The following is a 22,864-nucleotide window of genomic DNA, read 5'->3' on the forward strand; positions in this document are numbered from 1 at the left end:
CGCGGGAAGAGTTCCGGCTACCCTTACGGTTGCCGACCTCGTGCAACCGGTTCCGTTCCCGCGGGATCAGTGCGAGGCCGACCCCGGCCGTGGTGTTCCCGCACCGCGACCGGGGTCGTTTCCGGGTCAGCCTGGCGGGCCACCCCCCTCCCGATGATGGGCGTGTGCCCGCGCCCACCCGGGGCCCCAGCCCTTCTCCGGATCGATGATCCGCTGGACGAACCGCTCGACGAACGCGATCTCGGCTTCCAGCAGCGCGAGCCGGTATTCCTCCTCGATGACGAACAGCTCCGGCATTCCGGAGCTCACCGTGCCCTCGATCAGCACGGCGGTCTCCTCGCGTGCCTCGGCCAGCCGCTCCAGCCGCCTGCGCAGCAGCTCGACGGCCTCGTCCGGAGGCAGCGCCCCGATCAGCGACAGGGCGGCGACGAAGCCCGGGTATTCGTGCCTGGGCTGTTCTACCAGCTCGCGCAGCCAGTCGCGCTGTTCCCGCCGTCCCTCGTCGGTCAGGCCGTAGACGGTCCGCTCCGGCAGTTGCCCCTGACGGCCCGTCGCCACCTCGACGATCAGCCCCGCCCGGGCGAGCTGCCCGACCACCATGTAGAGGGACCCGTGGTTGAACTTGATGCTGCGGTCGTCCCCGTGGTCGCGCAGGGTCCTGCTCAGCTCGTACGGATGCATCGGCCGCCGGCTCAGGTAGGACAGGACCGCCAGGGCCAGCAGGTTGGCCACCTTGCGCTTCTTCGCCGCCATCTCTCCCCTCCCGGGCCACTACCAACTATCCGGATCCAACTAGTCAGTGTCAACTACTTCTGGACTCCTCCTTCCGTCCAGCGTGGACGGCGGCGCGGGCGGTGCTCGCGTGGGATGCCCTCCGGGTGTCCAGCCCCGGGCGCCTGCGCCCGTGCGAGAACCCGGGCTGCCGGCTGTTCCTGATCGACCACAGCAAACCGAACCGCGCCCGCTGGTGCTCGATGGCCGTCTGCGGCAACCGCATGAAGGCCCGGCGCCACTACCAGCGCACCCGCCAGGGCGGCGCGGACTGACCGTTTCGCTGACACATCCGGTCCGGACCCAATACGGTGACCCGTTGAAGATCGGCCACGCCCGCAAGCCTTCCGGAGAGCTTCTTCATGCGTACCGCAGCGGCAATCCTGTCCTTCCTGCTAGCCATCACCCTCCTGCCGGCCCTGCCGGCCACCGCCACGGTGGCCGCTTCACCACTGCCGGGCGGCAAGAGCACCTATGTCGTCTCACAGGGCCATCTGAAGGCCGCTTCCCAGCAGAACTGGGTTCGGCTGGGCAACTACCGCTTCGCCGCGAACGGCACGGTGACCTCCGCCATGTACCTGTGGTGGCAGCGCAATCCCCAGGCCAGGCAGCGCACCGGAACGCGTCCCGACGGGAGCTGCACCACCAAGGCGGGCGGCAAGCAGTCGCGGCCGCGCGCCTGCGAGGTGCTCACCGCCGGCGGCTTCACCGGCTCTCCCGACGAGAGCCGCACCGGGACGTACACCGTGGCGGGCAACGTGCTCACCATCCGCTGGAAGATCGCCCAGGCGTGGACGGAGCAGTGGTACGTACGGCCCTCGCCGGACGGCAGGCTGGCCCGCCTGGACCTCAAGCAGAGCACACTGGCCACCCACGGGTACGGCTACGGCAGCAACGCCGCGTTCGGCACCCGCCGCGCGATGAGCTCGGTGAAGGCGTTCCCCGGCTCGCTCAGGCAGGACCTGACGAGCTGGGCGAGCGGCAAGCTCGTCAAATCCGCCAACCAGCCGTTCGGCCACTCCGCCTTCCGCTCCTGCGCCGCCACCACCTCGTGCCTGACCTACCTGCAGCCGTCCTCGAACAGCGCGTGCCAGAAGGAGGGCGGCTGCCCCAATTACGGCGGCGGAACGCGCGCCAACATCAGCTCCATCCAGTACTACCTCACGATGATCTCCAAGACCGACCGCCGCGACACCCTGTGGCACTGGTGCACCTGCCTGGCGATGGAGCGCAAGGAGTTCTGCTACACCGGCAACTCCCACGTCAAGCCGCTCATGCAGATCATCGACGACAAGGGGGCCTTCCGCGGCTGGGTCGGTGCGGAGGCGTCCTTCTCGACCGGTTCCCGGGCGACGGACATGCTGGCGGTGCTGCGCATCTCCGACTTCCGCTGACCGGCCGTGAGCGCGCCCGGCGGCCGTGATCGCTCAACCCGCGGGCTGGGCGCCGCCGGCCGGCCCTGAAGCTCCTTCCCAGCCCTCGGGGCGCGGGGCCGCCCCGAGGGAGGACGGCTTGGCGACGGCGTCGCCGCAGAGCGGCTCGATGCGGTCGACCACCTGCTCGCTCCAGGCCCGGATGGCCGCGGCCTGCTCGGGCGTCAGCGGGTCGAGGAAGTAGCGGCGGACGTTGCCGGCGTGCCCGTCGATGGCGCTCTCCACGGCCCGGCGGCCCTTCTCGGTCAGCCCGATCCCCGTGCGGCGGCCGCTGGCCCCGCTCTCGGCCCGTTCCACGAACCCGCGGCTCTCCATCCGCGTCAGCAGGTGCGAAACCCGGCTCTTCTCCCAGGCGAGCGACTCGGCGAGATCGCCGACGCGCAGCCGGCGGCCTGGTGCCTGCCGCAGCGTCACGAGCACGCTGAACTCGGCCTTGGAGATGCCGAAGTCACGCTGCAGGCCGCGGTCGACCTCCCGGACGAGCAGGCGATGCGCGTGCATCCAGGTGTCCCAGAGCTCCCACTCCTCGGGTGTCAACGTCTCCGCCATGAGGAGATCCTACCGACGACCCGCAGTTGACGCGTCAACTCTTGGTTCATACAGTTGACGCGTCAACTCTGCACGAAGGGAATGGTCGATCCATGAGGCTTCTGGTGCGCGGCGGCACGGTGATCAGCGTCGATCCGAGGACCGGCGACCTGCCGCGCGGTGACGTGCTCGTCGAGGGCGGCCGGATCAGCGCCGTCTCCGAGCACCTCGACGCGCCCGGCGCCGAGGTGCTCGACGCGACCGGGATGCTGGTGCTGCCCGGCTTCGTCGACACCCACCGGCACACCTGGCAGGCGGTGTTCCGGGGCATCGGCGCCGACTGGACGTTCGCCCAATACCGGGCCGCGATGCACGGCACGATGCGCCCGCACTACCGGCCGGAGGACGTGCACGTCGGAACGCTGCTCGGCCGGGTCGAGGCCCTGCATTCGGGCATCACCACCCTGCTGGACTGGTGCCACTGCACCGACACCGCCGCGCACGGCGACGCCGCGCTCGACGCGCTCCACCAGGCACCCGGCCGGAGCGTCTTCTGCTACGGCGCGGGAATCGGCACCGACATCCCCGTCGCCGCCGAACTCGCCCGGATGCGCGGCCGGATCCCCGGCGGCGACGCCCTGGTGACGATGGCGGTGGGCCTGCGCGGCCCGCAGACCACGAGCATGGAGACCACCGTCGCCGACGTCGCCGCGGCCAGGGACCTCGGGCTGCGGGTGAGCGTGCACGTGCACGTGCGTCCGGACGCGACCCAGGGACGCCGGCCGGTCGCCGTCATGCGGGAGCACGGGCTGCTCGACGACCGCACGACGTTCGTGCACGGCAACGGCCTGGACGACGACGAGGTGGCGATGATGGCCGACGCGGGCTGCTCGGTGTCGATCAGCCCGGACGTGGAGCTGAAGATGGGCTTCGGCTGGCCCGAGACCGGGCGCATGCTCGCCGCGGGCATCCGGCCGACCCTGTCCATCGACGACTGCCCCTCCGCCGGTGGCGACATGTTCTCGACCATGCGCACCACGCTCAGCGTGCAGCGCGGCCTGGACACCGCGCGGGGCGGGCCGCCGTCGCTGACCGCCCGTGACGTGCTGGAGTTCGCGACGATCGACGGCGCCCGCGCCGTGGGACTCGGCGACCAGGTCGGCAGCATCACCCCGGGCAAGCAGGCCGACCTGGTGCTGCTGCGCGCCGACGACCTGACACTCTTCCCGGCCAACCACCCGGTGGGCGCGGTCGTGTCCGCCGCGCATCCCGGGCTCGTGGACACCGTGCTCGTCGCGGGGAAGATCGTCAAACGCGGCGGCGCGCTGGTCGGCCTCGACCTCGGCGAACTGCGGGAACGCGCGCTGCGTTCCCGGGCGCGGATCGCCGCCGACGCCGGTGTCGCCCTCGACGGAACGTGGATCCCCGGCGAGATGTAAGGTACGCGACCGCCCACTCCGCTCATATGAGCAAATTTCGGCTCAAGTGTTGCGACGAGGTTAATTCCCGACTTACGGTGCGTTACCTACGTCACATACGGAGGCCCCTATGCGTGGATTCCGGTCGCTCACAATTCCCCTCCTGCTGGTCACAGCCCTGTCCGCCTGCTCGGTGTCCGCCACCCCCGGCGGATCCACCGCGGCCTCCGGCCAGAAGTCGGACGGTCCCGTCACCATCGGGTTCAGCCAGGCGACCCAGCAGTCCCCCTTCTACGTGCAGCTCCGCGAGGGCGCGGAGGCCGCCGCCAAGAAGGCGGGTGGAACGCTCTATTTCGCCGACGCGGGCGGCGACGTCACCAAGCAGAACAACGACATCCAGGACCTCATCACCCGGCAGGTGGACGTCCTCCTGGTCAACCCGGTGGACCCGCAGGGCGTGCAGCCGGGCATCGCCGCGGCCAAGGCGGCCGGCGTCCCGGTCGTGACCGTGGACCGGCCGGTGCCCGAGGGCGCGGCCGCGCACGTCGGGCGCGACAACAAGGCCATGGGCGCGCTCGTCGGCAAGCGGCTGAGCGAGGTGCTCGGCGACAAGGGCGGCACCGTCATCGAGATCCGGGGAGACACCGGCGGCGCGGTGGCACGCGACCGCAGCGCGGGCTTCCACGAGGCCGTCGCGGGCAACCCCAAGATCAAGATCGTCGAGGGGCCGTACGCGGACTACGTGCGCTCCAAGGCCGTCACCGCGATGCAGGACCTGCTCCAGGTCCACCCCGACGTCGCCGCCGTGTACGCGCACAACGACGACATGGCGCTCGGCGCCCTGCAGGTCCTCAAGGAGAACGGCAAGGACAAGGTCCTGGTCGCCGGCGTCGACGGCCTCATGGAGGCGGTCAAGCAGATCCCCTCGGGCCAGTACGTGGCCACCGCGCTCAACGATCCCATCTCCCTCGGCACGAAGGCCGTGGAGACCGTGCTCAAGGTCCAGCGTGGCGAGCACGTCGAGCCCTCCGTCGACGCGGGCACCGCGCTGATCGACACCGACAACGCGGCCCAGTACGCGGGAACGGGCGAGTTCGCCCAGGCAGGCAAGTAAGGAAGGCACAAGGATGTCGGAAACCATGCAGGCCGCGGTGCTCCACGCCCCCGGCGACATCAGGGTCGAGCAGGTGCCCGTCCCGGAACCGGGCCCCGGCGAGGCGCTCGTCCGCGTCGCCGCCTGCGGAGTCTGCGGATCGGACATCCCGCGGATGCTGCACGCGGGCGTCGCCTACCACTTCCCGATCATCTGCGGCCACGAGTTCTCCGGGCACGTCGTCCGGCTCGGCGACCGCCTGGCCGCCACCGGCCGGGTACGCGAGGGCGACCTGGTCACGGTGCCCCCGCTCATCCCCTGCCATGCCTGCGCCCCCTGCAGCCAGGGCCACTTCAGCCTGTGCAAGAACTACGGGTATTTCGGCAGCCGCCGCGACGGGGCGTACGCGCAGTACGTGACCGTGCCGGAGGAGAACCTCATGGTGCTGCCCGCCGGCCTCGACCCCCGGGCGGCCGCCATGCTCGACCCGGCGGCCATCGCGCTGCACGCCCTGTGGCGCACGAAGATGCGCGGCGGCCACCGGGTGGCGGTGGTGGGCGCGGGCCCCATCGGCCTGTTCGCCGTGCAGTGGGCCAGGATCGCCGGGGCCGCCGAGGTGCTGGTGATCGAGCTGAACGAGCAGAAGGCCGCGATGGCCACGGAGGCGGGCGCCACGCACACCGCGACCAGCGCGCGGGCCGCCGCGGAAGTGGCCGGAGAAGGCTATGACGTGGTCGTCGAGTCGGCCGGCGTGCCCGCCACCGTCGACCAGGCCGTGGCGCTGGCGGCCCGGCACGGGGAGGCCGTGTTCATCGGCATCCCGCACGAGCCGGTGGTGCTGCCCGAGTCCACCTTCGCCTCGTTCCTGCGGCGCGAGGTCACCCTGCACGGCGCGTGGAACTCCTTCTCCGCCCCCTTCCCCGGCCAGGAGTGGCGGGAGGCGGCGCGGTCGCTGGCCTCCGGCGACCTGGCGTGGAAGTTCATGATCACGCATGAGCTGGGGCTGGACGCGCTGCCCGGCACCATGGCCAGCCTCGGCGACCGGTCGATCTTCAGCTCCAAGGTCCTGTTCCTGCCGAACGAGGAGTGACGATGGCTGCCTTCCTCGCCCTCGACCTGGGGACCGAAGGCGCCCGCGCGGCGGTCTACGGTGTTGACGGCGCGCTCATGGGAGCGGGCGAGCACTCCTACCCGACCTGCTTCCCCCGGCCCGGCTGGGCCGAACAGGATCCGGACGACTGGTGGCGGGCGAGCGTGCACGCCACCCGGCAGGCGCTCGCCGAGGCGGGCGGGCCGCCGATCGACGGGGTCGCGGTGGCGACCACGGCCTCGACGGTGGCCGTCCTGGACCGGCACGGGCGCCCGCTGCGGCCGGCCCTGCTGTGGATGGACGGCCGGGCCGGCGAGGAGTCCGCGCGCACCTCCCAAGCCGGCCATCCGGTCCTGCGTTACTCCGGCGGCCGCGACGCCGTGGAGTGGCTGGTGCCCAAGGCCATGTGGCTGGCCCGCCACGAGCCGGAGACCTACCGCGCCGCCGCCCGGATCACCGAGGCGGTGGACTACATGGTGTGGCGGCTCACCGGGCGGTGGGCCGGATCGCGGATGAACGCGGTCTGCAAGAGCAACTACGACCCGCGCGGGACCGGCCACCCGCACGACCTCTATGAGGCGCTCGGCATCGGCGACCTGGGCGGCAAGCTGCCGGACGAGATCGTGCCCGTCGGTGACCCGGTGGGGCCGCTCGGCGGGCCGGCCCGGGCGGAGCTCGGGATCACCGGCCCGGCCACCGTCGTGTCCGGCGGGATCGACGCGCACCTGTCGCTGCTGGCCATCGGCGGTGCCCGCGAGGGCCGGGTGTCGATCGTCTGCGGCACCTCCAACGCCTTCGTCACCGAGATCGCCGAGCCGGTCTTCCCCGCCACCGTGTGGGGGCCGTACCCGGACGCGCTGCACACGGGCCGCTGGCTGGTGGAGGGCGGCCAGGTGAGCGCGGGCTCCGTGCTGGCCTGGACGGGCGAGAAGCTCATCGGCCGGCCCCGGGCGGAGATCGGCGGGCTCATCAAGGCGGCGGCCGAGCTGCCCCCGGCCGGCCACGGCCTGATCGTGCTGGACTACTTCATGGGCAACCGCACCCCGCTGCGGGACCCGCGTCTGCGCGGCGCGGTGCTCGGGCTGACCCTGGCCAGCTCCCCCGAGCAGGTCTACCGGGCGGCCGTGGAAGGCGTCGCGTACGGCACCCGCCAGGTCATCGACTCCTTCACCGACGGCGGGATCGCCGTGGAGGAGATCTTCCTGTCGGGCGGCATCCAGCGCAACGAGCTGTGGCTGCAGGCCACCGCCGACGTGCTCGGCCGGCCGGTCCACCTGGTCACCGGCGACAACCTCACGCTGCGCGCCTGCTCGGTGCTCGCCGCGGCCGGCTCGGGACGGCACACCTCGCTGGCGGAGGCGTCGGCGCGGTACGCGCCCCGGGTCCGCACGGTGGAGCCGGTCGCCGCGCACGCGCAGGCGTACCGGGCCGGCTACGCCGACTACCGCGAGGCCACCGCCGCCACGGCGGAGCTCTCCCACCGGCTGAGTGCGAGGTCCGGAACATGACCGACGACGACCAGCTCTACCAGGTGGCCGTCCGCTACTACGAGGCCGGTCAGACGCAGGAGCAGATCGCGCACGCGATGCACCTCACCCGCTGGAAGGTGGGACGCATGCTGGCCGAGGCGCGCGAGGTCGGCATCGTCCGCATCGAGGTGCTGCACCCGCGTTCCCGGGTACGCACCCTGGAGCGCTCGCTGCGGGAGCGGTTCGGCCTGCGCGAGGCCATCGTGGTGGCGGCGGGCGACGGCGACGGCCCCGAGCAGGTGCGCGACCGGGTGGCCGCGGCGGGCGCCGACCACCTCATGGAGCTGCGGCCCGCGCCCGGGCTGATCGGAGTCTCCTGGGGCCGGACGCTCGACCGCCTGGCCGGCGGGCTCACCCCCGGCTGGGCCACGGGCGTCAACGTGGTGCAGATCAACGGCGCGCTCAGCCGGTCACGCCACCCGACCAGCGCGCACAGCATGGCCAGCCTGATGGCCCACCACGGCGGCGGCACCGCGACGCTGCTGGCCGCCCCGGCGATCCTGCAGCAGCAGAGCACCCGCGCGGTGCTGGAGAGCGACCGGGCCGTCTCCGACGTGCTCGCCCTCGCCGCGCGGGCCGACCTGTTCCTGTTCAGCCCCGGGGGCATGGGCAGCGACTCCGTGCTGGTGGACTCGGGCCAGATCGACGCCGGCGACCTGGCCAGGCTCGCGCGGGCCGGGGCGGTGGGCGACGTGCTGGGCCGCTTCATCGACGCCGAGGGCCGGATCGTCGATCCCGACCTGGACGGGCGTACCCTCGGCCTCTCCCTGGACGTCCTGCGCTCGGCAACCACCTCGATCGCGCTGGTCAGCGGCGCGGCCAAGCACGCCGTGTGCGGGGCCGTCGTGTCGAGCGGCCTGTGCGACGTGCTGATCACCGACGACCAGAACGCCAAGCACCTGCTGGAGGGATCATGACCGGCACAGTGACCCGCGCTGGGGAACGCCTGCGCATGACCGGGATCGTCAAACGCTTCCCCGGCACCCTCGCCCTGGACGGCGTCGAACTGAGCGTGCGTCCCGGCGAGGTGCACTGCCTGCTGGGCGAGAACGGCGCCGGCAAGAGCACCCTGATGAAGATCCTCTCGGGCTCGTACCGGCCCGAGGAGGGGACGATCCTGCTGGACGGGCAGCCCTACGCTCCCGCCACCCCGCACGCGGGGCTGGCGGCGGGCGTCGCCGTGATCTATCAGGAGCTGGACCTGCTGCCGGACCTCACCGTGGCGCAGAACCTGCTGCTGGGCAGGGCACCCCGGCTGGGCCCGTTCGTCCGGCGGGCGCGGCGGGCTCGGCTGGCCCGCGCGGCGCTGGACCGGGTCGGCGCGACCTTCCCGGTGACGGCGCGCGTCAGGGACCTGCCGATCGCGGCCCAGCAGCTCACCGCCATCGCCAAGGCGCTGACCGCCGACGCGCGCGTGATCGTGATGGACGAGCCGTCCGCCACGCTCGGTGAGAGCGAGCTGCCCGCCGTGTTCGAGGTCATCCGGTCGCTCGCCGCGGAGGGGCGTTCGGTGATCTTCATCTCGCACCGGATGGAGGAGGTGATGGAGATCGGCGACCGCGCGACGGTGCTGCGCGACGGCCGTACCGTCGGCGTCTACGACCTGGCCCCCACCGGCCCCGGCGAGATCGTCGCGGCGATGATCGGCGAGGCCGGGCAGCAGGCGGGCGCCACGGACCGGGCCGCGCCCGGGGGCGAGCCGCTGCTGCGGGTGGCCCGGGTCCACATCCCCGGCCTGCTCGACGTGCGCGACATCGAGGTGCGGCCCGGCGAGGTCGTCGGGCTCGCCGGGCTCGGCGGCGCGGGGCGTACGACGCTGCTGCGCGCGCTGTTCGGCGACCTGAAGGCCCACGTCGTGGCCGACCTGGAGGGCCGCCCGCTCAAGGTGCGCAATCCCGCCGGCGCCGTGCGGGCCGGCCTGGCGCTGGTGCCGGAGAGCCGCAAGGAACAGGGCCTGATGCTGGGCCTGTCCGTGAGCCGCAACGCCGCCATCGGGGCGCTCGGCAGTCCTCCGTGGCTGCTGCCCGGCCGGCTCGGCCGCCGCGTCACCGAGCCCGCGCTGGCCGGGCTCGGCGTCAAGGCGGCCGGTCCCGGCCAGCCCGTGGGCCAGCTCTCCGGTGGCAACCAGCAGAAGGTCGTGCTGGCCAAGTGGATCACCCGCGGCGGGATCAGGGTCCTGCTGCTGGACGAGCCCACGCGCGGCCTGGACGTCGGCGCCAAGGCCGACCTCTACCGCCAGGTGCGCCACCTGGCCGGCCAGGGCGTGGCCGTCCTGCTCGCCAGCAGCGAGCTGAACGAGCTGACCGCCAACGCCGACCGGATCCAGGTCCTGTACGAGGGCCGCAACGTCGCGTGCTTCGACCCCCGGGTCCACCCGGAGAACGTCATCGCGCACACCGTCATCACAGGAGCCACACCATGACCGCGTCCATCGGATCCAGGGCGGCCGCAACCGCCCGGGACCGCGGCGCCCGCACGCGCCGCGGCGCCGACCTCATCGTCAAGTCCAATCTGCTGCTGGTCTTCCTCGCGCTGTGCGTGGTCGCCTCGCTGCTGGCCCCGCAGTTCCTCACCGGCCGCAACATCGCCAACCTGCTGCAGCAGTCGTCCCTGACCGGGATCGTCGCCATCGGCATGACCATGGTGGTGCTGACGGCAGGGATCGACCTGTCCGTGGGCAGCGTGGCCGCCTTCGGCGGGATGACGGTCGCCCTGCTCATGACCTCGGGTGTGCCGGTCGTACCGGCGATCCTGCTGAGCGTGGCGGCCGGCGCGGTGTTCGGCGCGTTCATGGGGGGCCTGTCGGCCTACCTGTCGCTGCCGTCCTTCATGACCACGCTGGCGGGGCTGACCGCCGTCCGCGGGCTCACGTACCTGCTGACCGACGGCAAGCCGGCCGAGACCGGCGGGACGGAGGCGTTCCAGCTCCTCGGCGGCGGGTTCGTGGGCTATGTCCCGATCGTCGGGATCATCTTCGTGGTGATCACGCTGCTCGCCGGCGGGGTGCTGCGCGGGACCACATTCGGCGAGTACGTCTACGCGGTCGGCAGCAACAAGGAGGCCGCCCGGCTGTCCGGCCTGCCCGTGCGCGGGGTGATCACGGCCGTGTTCGCCGTGTCGGGAGCGCTGGCCGCGCTGGCCGGGGTGCTGCTCACCTCCCGCCTGACCGTGGGCCAGCCCACCGCCTTCGACGGGCTGGAGCTGGACGCGATCGCGGCCGTGGTGCTCGGCGGCACCAACCTGTTCGGCGGGCGGGGCGGGGTGTTCGGCACGTTCGTGGCGGTGCTGCTGCTGTCCGTGCTGCGCAACCTGTGCAACCTGCTTGGCCTGGGCTCCTTCTTCCAGATGGTGGTGACCGGTCTGATCCTGCTGGTCGCCCTCGTACTCAACCTGCTCATCGAGAGGCGTGGCGCCCGTGCCTGACACCATCCCGGGATCGTTGCGGTCCTACCTGCACGGGCTGCCCGGCGTGGACGAGGTGGGCGTGGCCCGCCGCGCCGCGGACCTGGCCACCCGGTCCGTCAAGACCACGGCGAAGCGGCAGGCGCTCGACCTGGCCATCCGGATGGTCGATCTGACCACGCTGGAGGGCTCGGACACGCCGGGCAAGGTGCGGGCGCTGGCGGCCAAGGCCGTACGGCCCGACCCCGCCGACCCGGCCGCCCCCTCGGTGGCCGCGCTCTGCGTGTACCCGGACATGATCGCGACGGCCGCGCGGGCGCTGGCGGGCACCGGGGTCGGGCTCGCCTCGGTCGCCACGGGCTTCCCAGCCGGGCGTACGCCGCTGGAGGTCAAGCTGGCCGACACCCGGGCGGCGGTGGCCGCGGGGGCCACCGAGGTCGACATGGTCATCGACCGGGGGGCGTTCCTGGCGGGCGACTACCGCAAGGTCCTCGACGAGATCACGGCCGTCAAGGAGGGCTGCGGCCAGGCCCACCTGAAGGTCATCCTGGAGACCGGCGAGCTGGTCACCCTCGACAACGTGCGGCGGGCGTCCTGGCTCGCGCTGCACGCCGGGGCCGACTTCATCAAGACCTCGACGGGCAAGATCGCGCCGGCCGCCACGCCGCCGGTCACCCTGGTGATGCTGGAGGCCGTCAGGGACTACCGGGCCGCCACCGGGCGGCAGGCCGGGGTGAAGCCGGCCGGCGGCATCCGCACCGCCAAGGACGCCCTCCGCTACCTGGTGCTGGTCAAGGAGATCGCCGGGGACGACTGGCTGGATCCGGCGTGGTTCCGGCTCGGCGCCTCGACCCTGCTGAATGACCTGCTCATGCAGCGGACCAAGCTCGGCACCGGCCACTACTCCGGGCCCGACTACTACACCATCGACTAGGGAGAGGCGTGGAGATCTTCGAGTACGCGCCGGCGCCGGAGTCACGATCCATCGTGTCCATCCGGCCGTCGTACGATCTGTTCATCGACGGGGAGTTCGTCGAGGCCAAGAGCGACGAGCGCATCGTCACGGTCAACCCGGCCGACGAGGAGCCCCTGGCCGAGGTGGCCGCCGCCGGGGACGCCGACGTGGAGCGGGCCTTCGCCGCGGCGCGGCGGGCGTTCGAGCGGGTGTGGTCGCCCCTGCCGGGTGCCGAGCGCGGCAAATACCTCTTCCGGATCGCGCGCGTCATCCAGGAACGCGCCCGCGAGCTGGCCGTGCTGGAGTCGCTGGACAACGGCAAGCCGATCAAGGAGACGCGGGACATCGACCTGCCCCTGGTCGCGGCCCACTTCTTCTACTACGCAGGCTGGGCGGACAAGCTCTCCCACGCCGGGCTGGCGGGCACGCGCCCGCTGGGCGTGGCCGCGCAGGTCATCCCGTGGAACTTCCCGCTGCTGATGCTCGCGTGGAAGGTCGCGCCCGCGCTGGCCACCGGGAACACGGTCGTGCTCAAGCCCGCCGAGACCACACCGCTCACGGCGCTGGCGTTCGCCGAGATCTGCCAGGAGGCGGACCTGCCGCCCGGCGTGGTCAACATCGTGACCGGCGCGGGCGACACCGGCCGGGCCGTGGTCTCCCACCCGGACGCCGACAAGGTCGCCTTCACCGGCTCGACCGAGGTGGGCAGGCAGATCGCCCGCACCGTGGCGGGCACGGGCAAGCGGCTCACCCTCGAACTGGGCGGCAAGGGCGCCAACATCGTCTACGACGACGCGGCCATCGACCAGGCCGTCGAGGGGATCGTGTCCGGGATCTTCTTCAACCAGGGCCACGTGTGCTGCGCGGGCTCGCGGCTGCTGGTGCAGGAGTCGATCGCGCAGGAGCTGCTGGCGCGGCTACGTGCCCGGATCGAGCGGCTGCGCCTCGGCGACCCGCTGGACAAGAACACCGACCTCGGGGCGATCAACTCGGCCGCGCAACTGGCCAGGATCCGCGAGCTCGCCGCCGCCGGGGAGGCGGAGGGCGCCACGGGCTGGTCGCCGGCCTGCCCGCTGCCCGAGCGCGGGTACTGGTTCCCGCCCACGGTGTTCACCGGTGTCACCCAGGCGCACCGCATCGCCCGCGAGGAGATCTTCGGGCCGGTGCTGTCGGTGCTCACCTTCCGCACTCCGGAGGAGGCCGTGGCCAAGGCGAACAACACGCCGTACGGGCTCTCGGCCGGCGTGTGGACGGAAAAGGGCTCCCTGATGCTGTGGACCGCGAGCCGGCTGCGCGCGGGCGTGGTGTGGTCCAACACCTTCAACGTGTTCGATCCCGCCAGCCCGTTCGGCGGTTACAAGGAGTCCGGTTACGGCCGCGAGGGCGGGTTGCACGGGTTGGAGGCCTATCTCGATGTGTGAGCGGATCATTGCGACAGGGGGACAGTGCCGTGGCTGAGGCATCGCCGCGCATCGGCGTGCGCAGGACCTACAAGCTCTATGTCGGCGGCGCGTTCCCGCGCTCGGAATCAGGCAGGTCTTATCCCGTGACGTCCCCGGCCGGAGTCCACCTCGCCAACGCGGCCCTGGCCTCGCGCAAGGACGTGCGCGACGCCGTGGTGACGGCACGCAGGGCGTTCCCCGGCTGGTCGGGGCGTACCGCCTACAACCGGGGGCAGATCCTCTACCGGATCGCCGAGATGATGGAGGGGCGGCGGGACCAGTTCGCCGCGGAGGTCGCCGCCGCCGAAGGGGCCGGCCGGGGGAAGGCGCAGGCGCTGGTCTCGGCGGCCGTGGACCGCTGGGTCTACTACGCCGGGTGGGCCGACAAGCTCGGCCAGGTGCTCGGCGGTGCCAATCCGGTGTCGGGGCCCTATTTCAACCTCTCCGAGCCCGAACCGACGGGCGTCGTGGGCGTGCTCGCCCCCACCGGCTCCTCCCTGCTCGGGCTGGTCTCCGTACTCGCCCCGGTGATCACCTCGGGCAACACGGCGGTGCTCGTGGCGAGCGAGCGCGCCCCGCTTCCTGCCGTCACGCTCGCCGAGGCGCTGGCCACCTCCGACCTGCCGGCGGGCGTGGCCAACATCCTGACCGGCCGCGTGGCCGAGCTGGCCCCGCCGCTGGCCGGGCACGCCGACGTGAACGCCCTGGACCTGGCGGGCGCGGGCGCGCTCGCGGCGGAGCTGGAGGAGCTCGCGGCGACCACCCTCAAGAGGGTGCTGCGCCCCGGCCGGGACGACTGGAACGCCGCCGATCCCGGTCTGGCCCGCATCCGCCCGTTCCTGGAGATCAAGACCGTCTGGCACCCGATGGGCCGCTGACGGCCGGGCGGGTCGCATCACCCGCCCGCGGTGCCCCTTCAGCCGGCCTCCGTCTTGACGACCGTCGCAGATAGTTCGATTCTCACTACATACGGTGCAGTCCGAACGTCGGTTGGAGGGGGCATCGTGGCGATCATTGTCACTTTCACTGGCAAGACTCCGCTTCCTGAAGGGGACCCCCGGTATCGGATCTGGTCCTACCGGATCGATCCCAGCCCGTCCGGGGAGATCCCGGCGAACCAGCGGATCGCCCTCGCCCTGCCACGCGACCTGGACGTGCAGGACCCCGCCCGCTTCCCGAACGTCCCCGCACTGGCCAACATGTTCCTGATCCGGGACGCCGGCTCGACCCGCCAGTACGCCGGCCGGGTCACCAGCCAGGCCGGCGCCCTGACCATCTCGTTCGTCGCCCCGGCCGCCGAATCGACCGCCGAGACGTTACTGGTCAGGCTGGTGCTCGGCCAGACGCCCAATCCCCTTCCCTTCGCCACCGCCTCCGGCGGGCCCCATGCTCTGGCGCAGATGCTCACGGCGCCGGTCCCCGGCCCGCCGGTCTTCCAGGGCCGTCCTCCGGCCGAGTTCACCGGCATGCTGCCCTATGCCAGCGAGCTGTTCGGCATCTTCCAGCCGCTGGCCGGGTGGTACGGGATGCAGAGTTCGATGCGCGCCGCCGGGGGCATCGCCGATGACGCCCTGGCTCGCCTCAGCCACGACTCGTTCTCGGGAGAGGCCGCGCGCGCACTGGACGACGCGGCCCTGGCCGCCCTGGCGGCGCGCTTCGAGGCCGTGAACCGGGGGATCCTCTCGCCGATCGGGCTGGTGCACCTCTACCGGCAGTACTTCTTCGAGTTCGACACGTTCCTCGGCACGCCGGCCGGACACCTGTGGCTCAGCCCCGGCGGCACGGTGGAGCTCGTCGAGACCAGCACCCGGCGCACGCTGGTCGAAAGGACCGCCGAGCAGTTCGAGGAGACCTCCCGCAAGGTGGAGGAGAGCCTGACCGAGCAGGAGGACATCGCGAACGCGGTCAAGGAGGACAACGCCAACGACACCAAGCTCGGTGTCAGCGCGGCCGGTGGCGCCAACGTCGGCATCTACCACGCGGAGGCGAGCACCAGCTTCGGCTTCTCGAACACGGTCAAGCACTCCTCGGAGGAGACGCACAAGCACTCCCGTACGCAGAGCGCGAAGGTCTCCAGCGAGATCAAACGGAACTTCAAGACCACGTTCAGGACGGTGACCGAGGCCACGGACCTGTCCAGCCGCCGCTACATCGTGCAGAACACCACGGACAAACTGCTCAACTACGAGCTGCGGCGCAAGATGCGGAAGGTCGGCGTGCAACTGCAGCACATCGGCGCACGGCTGTGCTGGCAGGTGTACCTCCCCGCGCCGGGCCGCATCCTCGGCCTGGGGGACCTGGTCCACATCGTCCCGGCGCCGGACCTCACCTCGATCAGAAGGCCGGAGCCGCCACCGCCGCTCGTCCCCAAGACCACCCAGTTCACCGGCGCTTTCCCCATCAGGAAGGTCAGGGGCACGGAGGATCCCCCGGAGGCCGACATGGAGTTCGTGCACCACAATGCTCCGGAGGACGAGGGGATCACCAGCCACGACAACGCCATCCACGCGGTGGCCCGGATGGACTTCACGCCGCCGCCGCCCGACCAGGACTACAAGGTGAAGGAGGCACGGCTCGTCTCTGTCGCGCCGGGACGGGCGTTCCAGTCCCATGTGATCCATACCAATGAGGCGAAGACGGGATTCGCCGTCTACGCGAAATACTTCCATTCAGGAGACCTCAGCCCGATCGGCCTCACCTTCGACGTCCTCTGGGATCCACCGCAGACCAATGCCGCCCAGGATGCCTACAAGGAAGAGCTGAAGCTCTACAACGAGCAGGTGGCCGAGGTGCAGCGCACCGCCTACGCCTCGGCGCTGCGTGATCGGCTCGGCCTGGTCGCGGCCATGCGCCCCCGGCCGTCGCAGGACCTGCGGAGCGAGGAACGCCAGACGATCTACGGAAGCCTCATCCAGAAGCTCAAGCCGTTCGAGCTGTTCGAGAACAAATATCTGGGCTCGGAGCTGCTCCGGCAGATCTTCGACGTGGACGAGATGCTGTACTTCGTCGCGCCGGACTACTGGAGACCGCGCACCGTCCCGCCAGGCACGCCTCCGGACCCTGCCCCGCCCACGGACCCTCCCCCGCCCACGGAAGCCACCGTCGGCCGGTATCCGGTGCCGGACCCGAGCGTGCTCGCAGGCCGGACCGTGGTCAGCTGGTACACCCACACCGACTGGGCGAACGCGATCGATCCGCAGGGCGCCGCCACCAAGGAGTTCCGCGTGAACTACCTCATCACCGAGGACACCCAGCCCGCTCCCCTGGGCAGCTCGCTCGGCTGGCTGATCCAGATCGACGGTGACGTGCGCCGCAACGAGTTCCTCAACGCCGCCTGGGCCAAGGCGGTCCTGCCCGTACGCCCCGGGCAGGAGAAGGCCGCCCTGGCCTGGCTCCAGCAGGCGAACGTGGAAGGGCAGGCGGCACTGGGCCTGGACTACGAGCTCCAGCCCGGCGACCCCGACGACTACCAGGGCCTGAAGGTCGGGCAGGTCCTGGACCTGCTCGCCGAGCAGTTGGAGGAGTCCAACACCCTCATCGGCAACACCCTCGCCTCCGAGCAGGTCTTCGAGACGGGATTCGACCCGCTCGACGGTGGCTTCCGCCCGGCCGACCCCTACGAGATATTCGACCAGTGGATCGAAGTGCTGCCCACCGACCAGGTGGTCGCGGTGGAAGTGCAGTACGACCCCAAGACCGGGCAGCAACTATGACCGGCGGGGTGCCTCCTGTGCCATCACCGACGCCGGCGGCGTGACCCATGGCGGCCGACTGGCGGATCACCGTCGTCATGGACAACGCGAGCGGTGTGCCCGTCAAGGGCACCCGGCTGACGCGGCGGTTGTGGGCGGGGGGCGCCGTCCAGCGACTGCCCGAGATCCCGGTCGCCGAGGCGACGTTCAGCTTCGACGTGCCCGGCGACACCCTGAACATCGTCTGCGAGGTGCGGCACTCACGCTATGCGCCGCTCGTGATGAACCTGGTGCGCGACCCGGGCGAGACGAACTGGCGGTGGACCAACCCCACCCGCCGCGTCCGCACGGTGGGGCAGGAGGTCACGATCATGGCCACGCTCGGCCGCATCAGGCCCGCCCCGCTGAGCCATATTCCCGAGGCCGGCCTGATGCAGCGCGCGCAGGCGCTGAAGCCCCGGCTGGACGCGGCCGAGGCGAAGAACGCCGAGGCACGCCGGCGGAGGCGGCCCCCGGCGGAGCCGAACTTCGTCCCGCTCGACCCCGATCACCGGACGGCGCTCGTCACCAAGGACCAGCGGGCCTACCGTCCGCAGGCGCCGCGTCAAGGGGCGATCAGCGCCTTCCACGTGGCGGCACCGGCGCTGCTGTCCGAGACTCCGGAGGCCGCCGGGTGGGGGCGCTTCGCGACCACCGCCCCGACGGTCGATCCCGTTCGAGCGGGACGGCTCCACCTCGTGGAGTACGGCGAGGTGGGCGAGGAACCGAGCCGGGGCCCGCGCTTCGTCGTCGGCGTGTGGGTGCCGCTTCGCCTGCACGCGCCCAAGGTCGACGCGCTCGACTTCGTCGTCTGGCTGCATCCGAACACGAACAACCCGCTGACCGCTCCCCAGGTCCCGTTCCCGTACCGGCAGCCGTACCCCTACGGTCTCATCGCCGTCAAAGACCCCCTCGGAGCGGCCATCGCGTCCCAGCGGTTTCTCGACATCCCCGTCTTCCACCTGCTCAGCCAGCATTTCCTCGCCTATCAACTGGCCGCCGCGCACCGGGAGGCGGTCATCGTGATCCCGGTCATCCCGTCATTGGGCGGGGCCGGGGACCACCTCGCCTTCGTCGAGAGCCCCGCCACGCTGATGCGGCTGCTCCGGGAGCTCTGCCTGTGGATCCCTCGCGACCTGCCGCGGGGCTCGGACGCCGCCGTCCATCCACCCGCGCCGGTGGTCCGCCGCCTCGCGATCAGCGCGTTCAGTGTCGCCGTGCCGCGCCTGCACACGCTGATGCGCGCCGGCCTTCCCGACATGCGTTACGAAGCGCCCGCTTGGTGGGCCTCGTCCAGGGAGGGAGGGCTCGACGACGCGGGCGACTTCAACCGGGTGTGGAAGGAGCAATGGGCCATCGACGGCGTCGCGCAGGGCTTCCACGCGTACGTGGACGCGGCCGCTTCGTGGGTCCAGCACCAGGCGGGCCGGCGGATCCGGATCTACAAGAGCGAGTTCACGGGTGGCTGGGACCCCCTGGCGTCCCGTCCCGGAGCATGGGCCGCCCTGGTGAAGGGCACCAAGCCGGAGCGGCGCGAGAGTGGCAAGGCCAGGGCCGTCTTCGCCAGGGACCCCCAGGATCGGTGGCAGGCCGCCTCGTTCTCCGAGGAATTCGTCCTCGGCCCCGAAAGCGGACCGGCGGCCGCGCTCGAACCCCGCCTGCTGCCGGCGGGTGCCCACGAGCTGATGCCGCGCGTCTGTTTCGGGCACGCCGCCGCCACGAGCGGCCTGGCCTCCGCTGATTAGCCGGGGGTGTCCGCTGATCGGCCCGGGGATCGGGAGATGCGTCCGGGCGACGTCCGTCATCGGGGGTCGCGCGGACCTTCCTGGGATCGCTGGTACCAGGAAGACGCGGAGGAAGTGGTGCACAGTGGTGTCAAGGGCCCGGCGGCTTCTCCCCTGTACCCGAGCGTTGGAGACAACTGATGAAATGTCCCCACTCCGCCCAGGAGGCGGCAGCCGAGACGATCGTCATCGATCCCCTGGTCGCTGATCTGGCGGGCGAGACCGCCCGGCTGATCGCCGCCGGACCGATGGCCAGGGTCGACCTCCTCGGGGTCCCCGCGTGGGCGGTGACCCGTCACGCCGAGGCCCGGGCGCTGCTCACGGACGCCCGCCTGGTGAAGGATCTGAACGCCTGGCGGCTGTGGCGGGAGGGCGTCGTCACCCAGGAGTGGCCGCTGATCGGCATGGTCGACACGGGTGTGTCGATGTTCACCACGGACGGCGCCGAGCACCGGCGGCTGCGGGCCAAGACCGCGCAGGCGCTGACGCCGAGGCGTTTGGAAGGCGTCCGCGGCGACATCGAGCGGTTCACCCGGGAACTCCTCGACTTCATGGCCGCCGAGGGCGGCGACGGCCGGGTGGTGGACCTGAAGAAGCTGTTCGCGCAGCCGCTGCCGATGCGCGTGGTCAGCCACCTGATGGGGGTCGAGCTGTCCAGTCAGCCGTGGCTGGCGGAGAACTACAAGAAGTTCTTCTCGATGCTCACCCCGCACGACGAGCGCCTGGCGCTCATCGCGGAGCTGGACGAGTGGTACCACGGCATGGTGCGCGCGCGGGTGGCGAATCCCGGGGACGACCTGCTGAGCGCCCTGATCCTCGCTGAGGACGGCGGGCGGCCGATGGACGAGGACGAGGTGGTCGGCAACACCAAGGCGCTGGTGGCCGCCGGTCACGAGACGACGATCAGCCTGATCCTGCACACGGTGCGCGCCCTGCTCACCCATCCGGAGCAGTTACGCCTGGTCCTCGACGGTACGGTCTCGTGGGAGGCGGTGATCGAGGAGTCGCTGCGTCTCGAACCGCCGGCCACTCACATCCTGATCCGGTTCGCCACGGAGGACATCGAGGTCGGTCACTCGGTGATCCCCGAGGGCGACGGTGTGATCATCTCCTACCGGGCGATCGGCCGGGACACCGCGCGGCACGGGGAACGGGTGGACGAGTTCGACGCCACCCGGCCGACGCCGATCCGTCACATGTCCTTCGGGCACGGTCCGCACATCTGCCCGGGTGCGGCGCTGGCCCGGCTCGAGGCGTCGATCGCGCTGCCCGCGTTGTTCGGGCGGTTTCCGGGGTTGCGGCTCGCGGTCCCGGCCGAGGAGATCCGCAATCTGCCCGCGTTCGGACAGAACGACCTGGACTCCCTCCCGGTGCTGCTGGGCGCCTGACCGGCGGCTGGAGGGCGGCGTCAGGTCGTGGTGGGTGGCTTGTCGAGGCCGGTCAACCTGACCAGGGCGGCGAAGCCGTCGTCGGTGCCCGGCCAGTGCCGGCGGACCGCCTGCAGGCCGGCCCGGCGCGCCACGGAACGCAGCACCGCCGTGACGATGATGGCGTCGTCGGCATAACCGAGAATGGGGATGAAGTCGGGCACCAGGTCCAGAGGCAGGGCCAGGTAGGCGAGCAGCAGCGCGAGTCGCACGCGTACGCCACGCGGCAGATCGGCGTCGGCGGCCAGGCGGCGCACCAGGCGCAGCACGTCGGGCAGCAGCCGCAGCGCCTCCCGCAGCAGGTTGCCGCGGGGCCGCACGATCGCCAGCGCGGCGATCAGCGCCAGCCAGGCGACCAGCAGCGCGGCCGCGATCGTGATCAGCAGGTCCCATCCCCACGAGCCCGTCATGCCTGGCCCCCTTCCCGCGCGACCGGCCCTTCGAGGCCGGTCTCTGCGGGCGCTTCGGCCGCCAGCGCGCTCTGCTCGAAGGCGGCCAGGTCGGCGGCGGCGTCCTCGACCGCGGCCCGGGCCGCTGCGGCGGCCGGGGCGGCGAAGTAGTCACGAGCGGCGATCTTCGCGAGCCAGGACCGGAAGCGCTCCAGATCGGCCTCGGACTCCTCGACCTCGGCATAGGTGGCCCGGCCCCGTTCGCGCTCGCGCGTCAGCTCCTCACGGAAGGCCGGCAGGCGCTCCAGCACCTCGGTGTACTCGGCGTCGCGGGCGGTGTTGAGCTCCCCGATGATCCGCTGCTCCTCAGCCGTGTCGGTGAGGGTCAGGCGCAGCATCCGGCCGGTGCCGCCCTGCTGACGCACCCGGTCCAGCAGGCGCCGCACCTGCCGGAGGGTCTGCTCGCGCTCGGGCAGCAGGCACACCGACTGCTGCAGATACAGCGCGCCCAGCGAGCGGAGCTTGCGCCACACCTGCACCCGCAGGGTGGGGGCGGCCCCGGCGGTGGACACGCTGATCAACAGCCAGCCTCGACCTGTCGTATCGTCCGTCACGTAGCTATGTTACACCCGTAACATTCGATGGCGACGAATCGTGCCGGGGCATCGCCCATGACGGTGAGGTGGCGCCGGTCGGGAGGTCAGCCGCGGCGCAGGCCCGGGCCCTCGGTGATCCCCCACATCTCCGCGAGGCGGCCATCCTCGACGCGGAAGATCTCCATCAGCGCCGGCCGCCTGCCGCCGTCCGGGGCCACGGTCCCCTCGATGGACGAGCGGACCGCGACCCTGTCCCCGTCGACCAGGATGTCCTCGGCGACGACGCGTATGTCGGGGAACCGGGCGACGATCTCGCGCCAGGCGCTCTTGCCCGCCTCGAACCCGGTGGCGCCGAGCGGGTGGCTGAAGAAGCCGGGGGTGAACAGGTCCTCGGCCTGGTCGAACCGCCGGGTGTTGAAGCACTCCTGCATCCGCTGCACCAGGGCGCGCGCGGCCTCGCGTGTGGTCATTGGTGTGGTCCCTTCCGGAAGTGGTGGCTGGGGCGGCGCTGAAGCCATAACCGGTGCGCCGCCCCGGTTATCGCTCGGAGTATACGGTGCGGCGCCCCGGTTATGCTAGGAGGGTGTCCAGCCGATCGCCCAAGCCCAATCCAGCGAGGTCATCCGCGGCTCACGGAAGCGACCGCGAGCTGCGGGCTGACGCGCGCCGCAATCGTGAGCAGGTCCTCCGGACCGCGCAGCAGTTGTTCGCGACGGAGGGTCTCGGCGTCTCACTGGACGAGATCGCCCGCCGCGCGGGCGTTGGCCCCGGCACCGTCCACCGGCATTTCCCCAGTAAGGAAGCGCTCTATCTCGCCGTCGCGATCGATCAGATCGAGCACCTGGTGGCGGAGGCGGAGGCGCTCGCCACCACCGGCGACCCCGCGGCCCTGTTCACGCTGCTGTCCCGGATGATGGCCACGGGCGCCGAGAACGCGACGGTCAAGAGCGCGCTCGTGGCCGCCGAGTTCGACCTGCGCACGTCCGCCCCGGGCGTCGCGGCGGACCTCACACGCCATGTCGCGGACCTGCTCGCCCGCGCGCGCGCAGCCGGCGCCGTCCGCCCCGACGTCACCGTCGAGGAGGTGATGGCACTCGTCGCCGGCGCCTTCGCCGCGATCCGCCACGCCAACGCCGAGACCAGCGCGAAACGCTCGGCACACATCGCCCGGCTCATCCTCGACGGGCTACGTCCCCACCCCCGGTGAGCCGGTGTGCTCGATCGCCGTGCGCGGACTCCGGTTCGCGGCACCATCCTGCGATGACCGAGGCCGCGG

At 71.7% G+C, this 22,864-nt stretch carries 21 protein-coding genes; 16 read left to right on the top strand and 5 right to left on the bottom strand.

All coding sequences use genetic code 11. The annotated features are described in order from the left end of the window. Positions 1 to 126 precede the first annotated feature (126 nt). Complete coding sequence (locus ABGB18_RS31545; RefSeq protein ID WP_347699277.1) at positions 127 to 753, bottom strand: PadR family transcriptional regulator; 627 nt, start codon at positions 751 to 753, stop codon at positions 127 to 129. A gap of 125 nt (positions 754 to 878) precedes the next feature. On the opposite strand from ABGB18_RS31545, the gene ABGB18_RS31550 reads away from it, so the two are divergent. Both ABGB18_RS31550 and ABGB18_RS31555 read left to right on the top strand, forming a co-directional pair. Then, positions 879 to 1,046 (top strand): CGNR zinc finger domain-containing protein, encoded by a 168-nt coding sequence (locus ABGB18_RS31550; RefSeq protein WP_347699278.1) that lies wholly within the window; start codon positions 879 to 881, stop codon positions 1,044 to 1,046. 87 nt (positions 1,047 to 1,133) lie between these two features. Next, entirely contained in the window at positions 1,134 to 2,165 is a 1,032-nt protein-coding gene (locus tag ABGB18_RS31555) for a hypothetical protein (protein WP_347699279.1), read from the top strand. Positions 2,166 to 2,198: 33 nt separating this feature from the next. Here the strand turns inward: ABGB18_RS31555 and ABGB18_RS31560 are convergent, their stop codons facing one another. Beyond that, the gene (locus ABGB18_RS31560; RefSeq protein ID WP_347699280.1) at positions 2,199 to 2,753 is read right to left on the bottom strand and encodes a MarR family winged helix-turn-helix transcriptional regulator; all 555 of its coding nucleotides are present in this window, start codon (positions 2,751 to 2,753) and stop codon (positions 2,199 to 2,201) included. Between the two features lie 92 nt (positions 2,754 to 2,845). On the opposite strand from ABGB18_RS31560, the gene ABGB18_RS31565 reads away from it, so the two are divergent. The 13 genes from ABGB18_RS31565 to ABGB18_RS31625 all read left to right on the top strand — a co-directional run bounded on the left by ABGB18_RS31565 (position 2,846) and on the right by ABGB18_RS31625 (position 20,564). Then, the gene (locus ABGB18_RS31565) at positions 2,846 to 4,171 is read left to right on the top strand and encodes an amidohydrolase family protein (protein ID WP_347699281.1); all 1,326 of its coding nucleotides are present in this window, start codon (positions 2,846 to 2,848) and stop codon (positions 4,169 to 4,171) included. A 109-nt stretch (positions 4,172 to 4,280) separates the two neighbouring features. Next, a complete protein-coding gene (locus tag ABGB18_RS31570) occupies positions 4,281 to 5,264 on the top strand; it encodes a substrate-binding domain-containing protein (RefSeq protein WP_347699282.1) in 984 nt (327 codons plus the stop codon). A 13-nt stretch (positions 5,265 to 5,277) separates the two neighbouring features. Beyond that, positions 5,278 to 6,333, top strand: a complete 1,056-nt coding sequence (locus ABGB18_RS31575; protein ID WP_347699283.1) for a galactitol-1-phosphate 5-dehydrogenase — start codon at positions 5,278 to 5,280, stop codon at positions 6,331 to 6,333. 2 nt (positions 6,334 to 6,335) lie between these two features. Then, positions 6,336 to 7,841, top strand: coding sequence for an FGGY-family carbohydrate kinase (locus tag ABGB18_RS31580; RefSeq protein WP_347699284.1), 1,506 nt, complete (start codon positions 6,336 to 6,338; stop codon positions 7,839 to 7,841). Next, entirely contained in the window at positions 7,838 to 8,779 is a 942-nt protein-coding gene (locus tag ABGB18_RS31585; protein ID WP_347699285.1) for a sugar-binding domain-containing protein, read from the top strand. The genes ABGB18_RS31580 and ABGB18_RS31585 overlap by 4 nt, the downstream gene beginning before the upstream one ends. Next, the gene (locus tag ABGB18_RS31590) at positions 8,776 to 10,284 is read left to right on the top strand and encodes a sugar ABC transporter ATP-binding protein (RefSeq protein ID WP_347699286.1); all 1,509 of its coding nucleotides are present in this window, start codon (positions 8,776 to 8,778) and stop codon (positions 10,282 to 10,284) included. Before ABGB18_RS31585 ends, ABGB18_RS31590 begins: the two co-directional genes overlap by 4 nt. Next, a complete protein-coding gene (locus tag ABGB18_RS31595) occupies positions 10,281 to 11,285 on the top strand; it encodes an ABC transporter permease (protein WP_347699287.1) in 1,005 nt (334 codons plus the stop codon). The genes ABGB18_RS31590 and ABGB18_RS31595 overlap by 4 nt, the downstream gene beginning before the upstream one ends. Then, positions 11,278 to 12,198, top strand: coding sequence for a deoxyribose-phosphate aldolase (gene deoC / locus ABGB18_RS31600; protein WP_347699288.1), 921 nt, complete (start codon positions 11,278 to 11,280; stop codon positions 12,196 to 12,198). The genes ABGB18_RS31595 and deoC overlap by 8 nt, the downstream gene beginning before the upstream one ends. Before the next feature lie 14 nt (positions 12,199 to 12,212). Further along, positions 12,213 to 13,640 carry an aldehyde dehydrogenase family protein gene (locus tag ABGB18_RS31605; protein WP_347699419.1) on the top strand — a complete coding sequence of 476 codons (1,428 nt, stop codon included), beginning with the start codon at positions 12,213 to 12,215 and terminating at the stop codon, positions 13,638 to 13,640. A gap of 29 nt (positions 13,641 to 13,669) precedes the next feature. Continuing rightward, positions 13,670 to 14,539, top strand: a complete 870-nt coding sequence (locus tag ABGB18_RS31610; RefSeq protein ID WP_347699289.1) for an aldehyde dehydrogenase family protein — start codon at positions 13,670 to 13,672, stop codon at positions 14,537 to 14,539. Positions 14,540 to 14,665: 126 nt separating this feature from the next. Beyond that, a complete protein-coding gene (locus tag ABGB18_RS31615) occupies positions 14,666 to 17,374 on the top strand; it encodes a hypothetical protein (protein ID WP_347699290.1) in 2,709 nt (902 codons plus the stop codon). 47 nt (positions 17,375 to 17,421) lie between these two features. Beyond that, positions 17,422 to 19,137, top strand: coding sequence for a hypothetical protein (locus ABGB18_RS31620; RefSeq protein ID WP_347699291.1), 1,716 nt, complete (start codon positions 17,422 to 17,424; stop codon positions 19,135 to 19,137). Positions 19,138 to 19,316: 179 nt separating this feature from the next. Continuing rightward, complete coding sequence (locus tag ABGB18_RS31625; protein WP_347699292.1) at positions 19,317 to 20,564, top strand: cytochrome P450; 1,248 nt, start codon at positions 19,317 to 19,319, stop codon at positions 20,562 to 20,564. Between the two features lie 20 nt (positions 20,565 to 20,584). On the opposite strand, the gene ABGB18_RS31630 is transcribed toward ABGB18_RS31625, so the two are convergent. The 3 genes from ABGB18_RS31630 to ABGB18_RS31640 form a co-directional block, all read right to left on the bottom strand. Further along, positions 20,585 to 21,013 carry a YkvA family protein gene (locus ABGB18_RS31630; RefSeq protein ID WP_347699293.1) on the bottom strand — a complete coding sequence of 143 codons (429 nt, stop codon included), beginning with the start codon at positions 21,011 to 21,013 and terminating at the stop codon, positions 20,585 to 20,587. Continuing rightward, complete coding sequence (locus tag ABGB18_RS31635; protein ID WP_347699294.1) at positions 21,010 to 21,606, bottom strand: Chromate resistance protein ChrB; 597 nt, start codon at positions 21,604 to 21,606, stop codon at positions 21,010 to 21,012. The genes ABGB18_RS31630 and ABGB18_RS31635 overlap by 4 nt, the downstream gene beginning before the upstream one ends. An 86-nt stretch (positions 21,607 to 21,692) precedes the next feature. Further along, complete coding sequence (locus ABGB18_RS31640; protein WP_347699295.1) at positions 21,693 to 22,058, bottom strand: ester cyclase; 366 nt, start codon at positions 22,056 to 22,058, stop codon at positions 21,693 to 21,695. 113 nt (positions 22,059 to 22,171) lie between these two features. Between ABGB18_RS31640 and ABGB18_RS31645 the strand changes: the two genes are divergently transcribed. Next, positions 22,172 to 22,795, top strand: a complete 624-nt coding sequence (locus ABGB18_RS31645; RefSeq protein WP_347699296.1) for a helix-turn-helix domain-containing protein — start codon at positions 22,172 to 22,174, stop codon at positions 22,793 to 22,795. Positions 22,796 to 22,864 lie beyond the last annotated feature (69 nt).

This window comes from Nonomuraea sp. B12E4, assembly GCF_039871825.1.
GTDB lineage: Bacteria > Actinomycetota > Actinomycetes > Streptosporangiales > Streptosporangiaceae > Nonomuraea.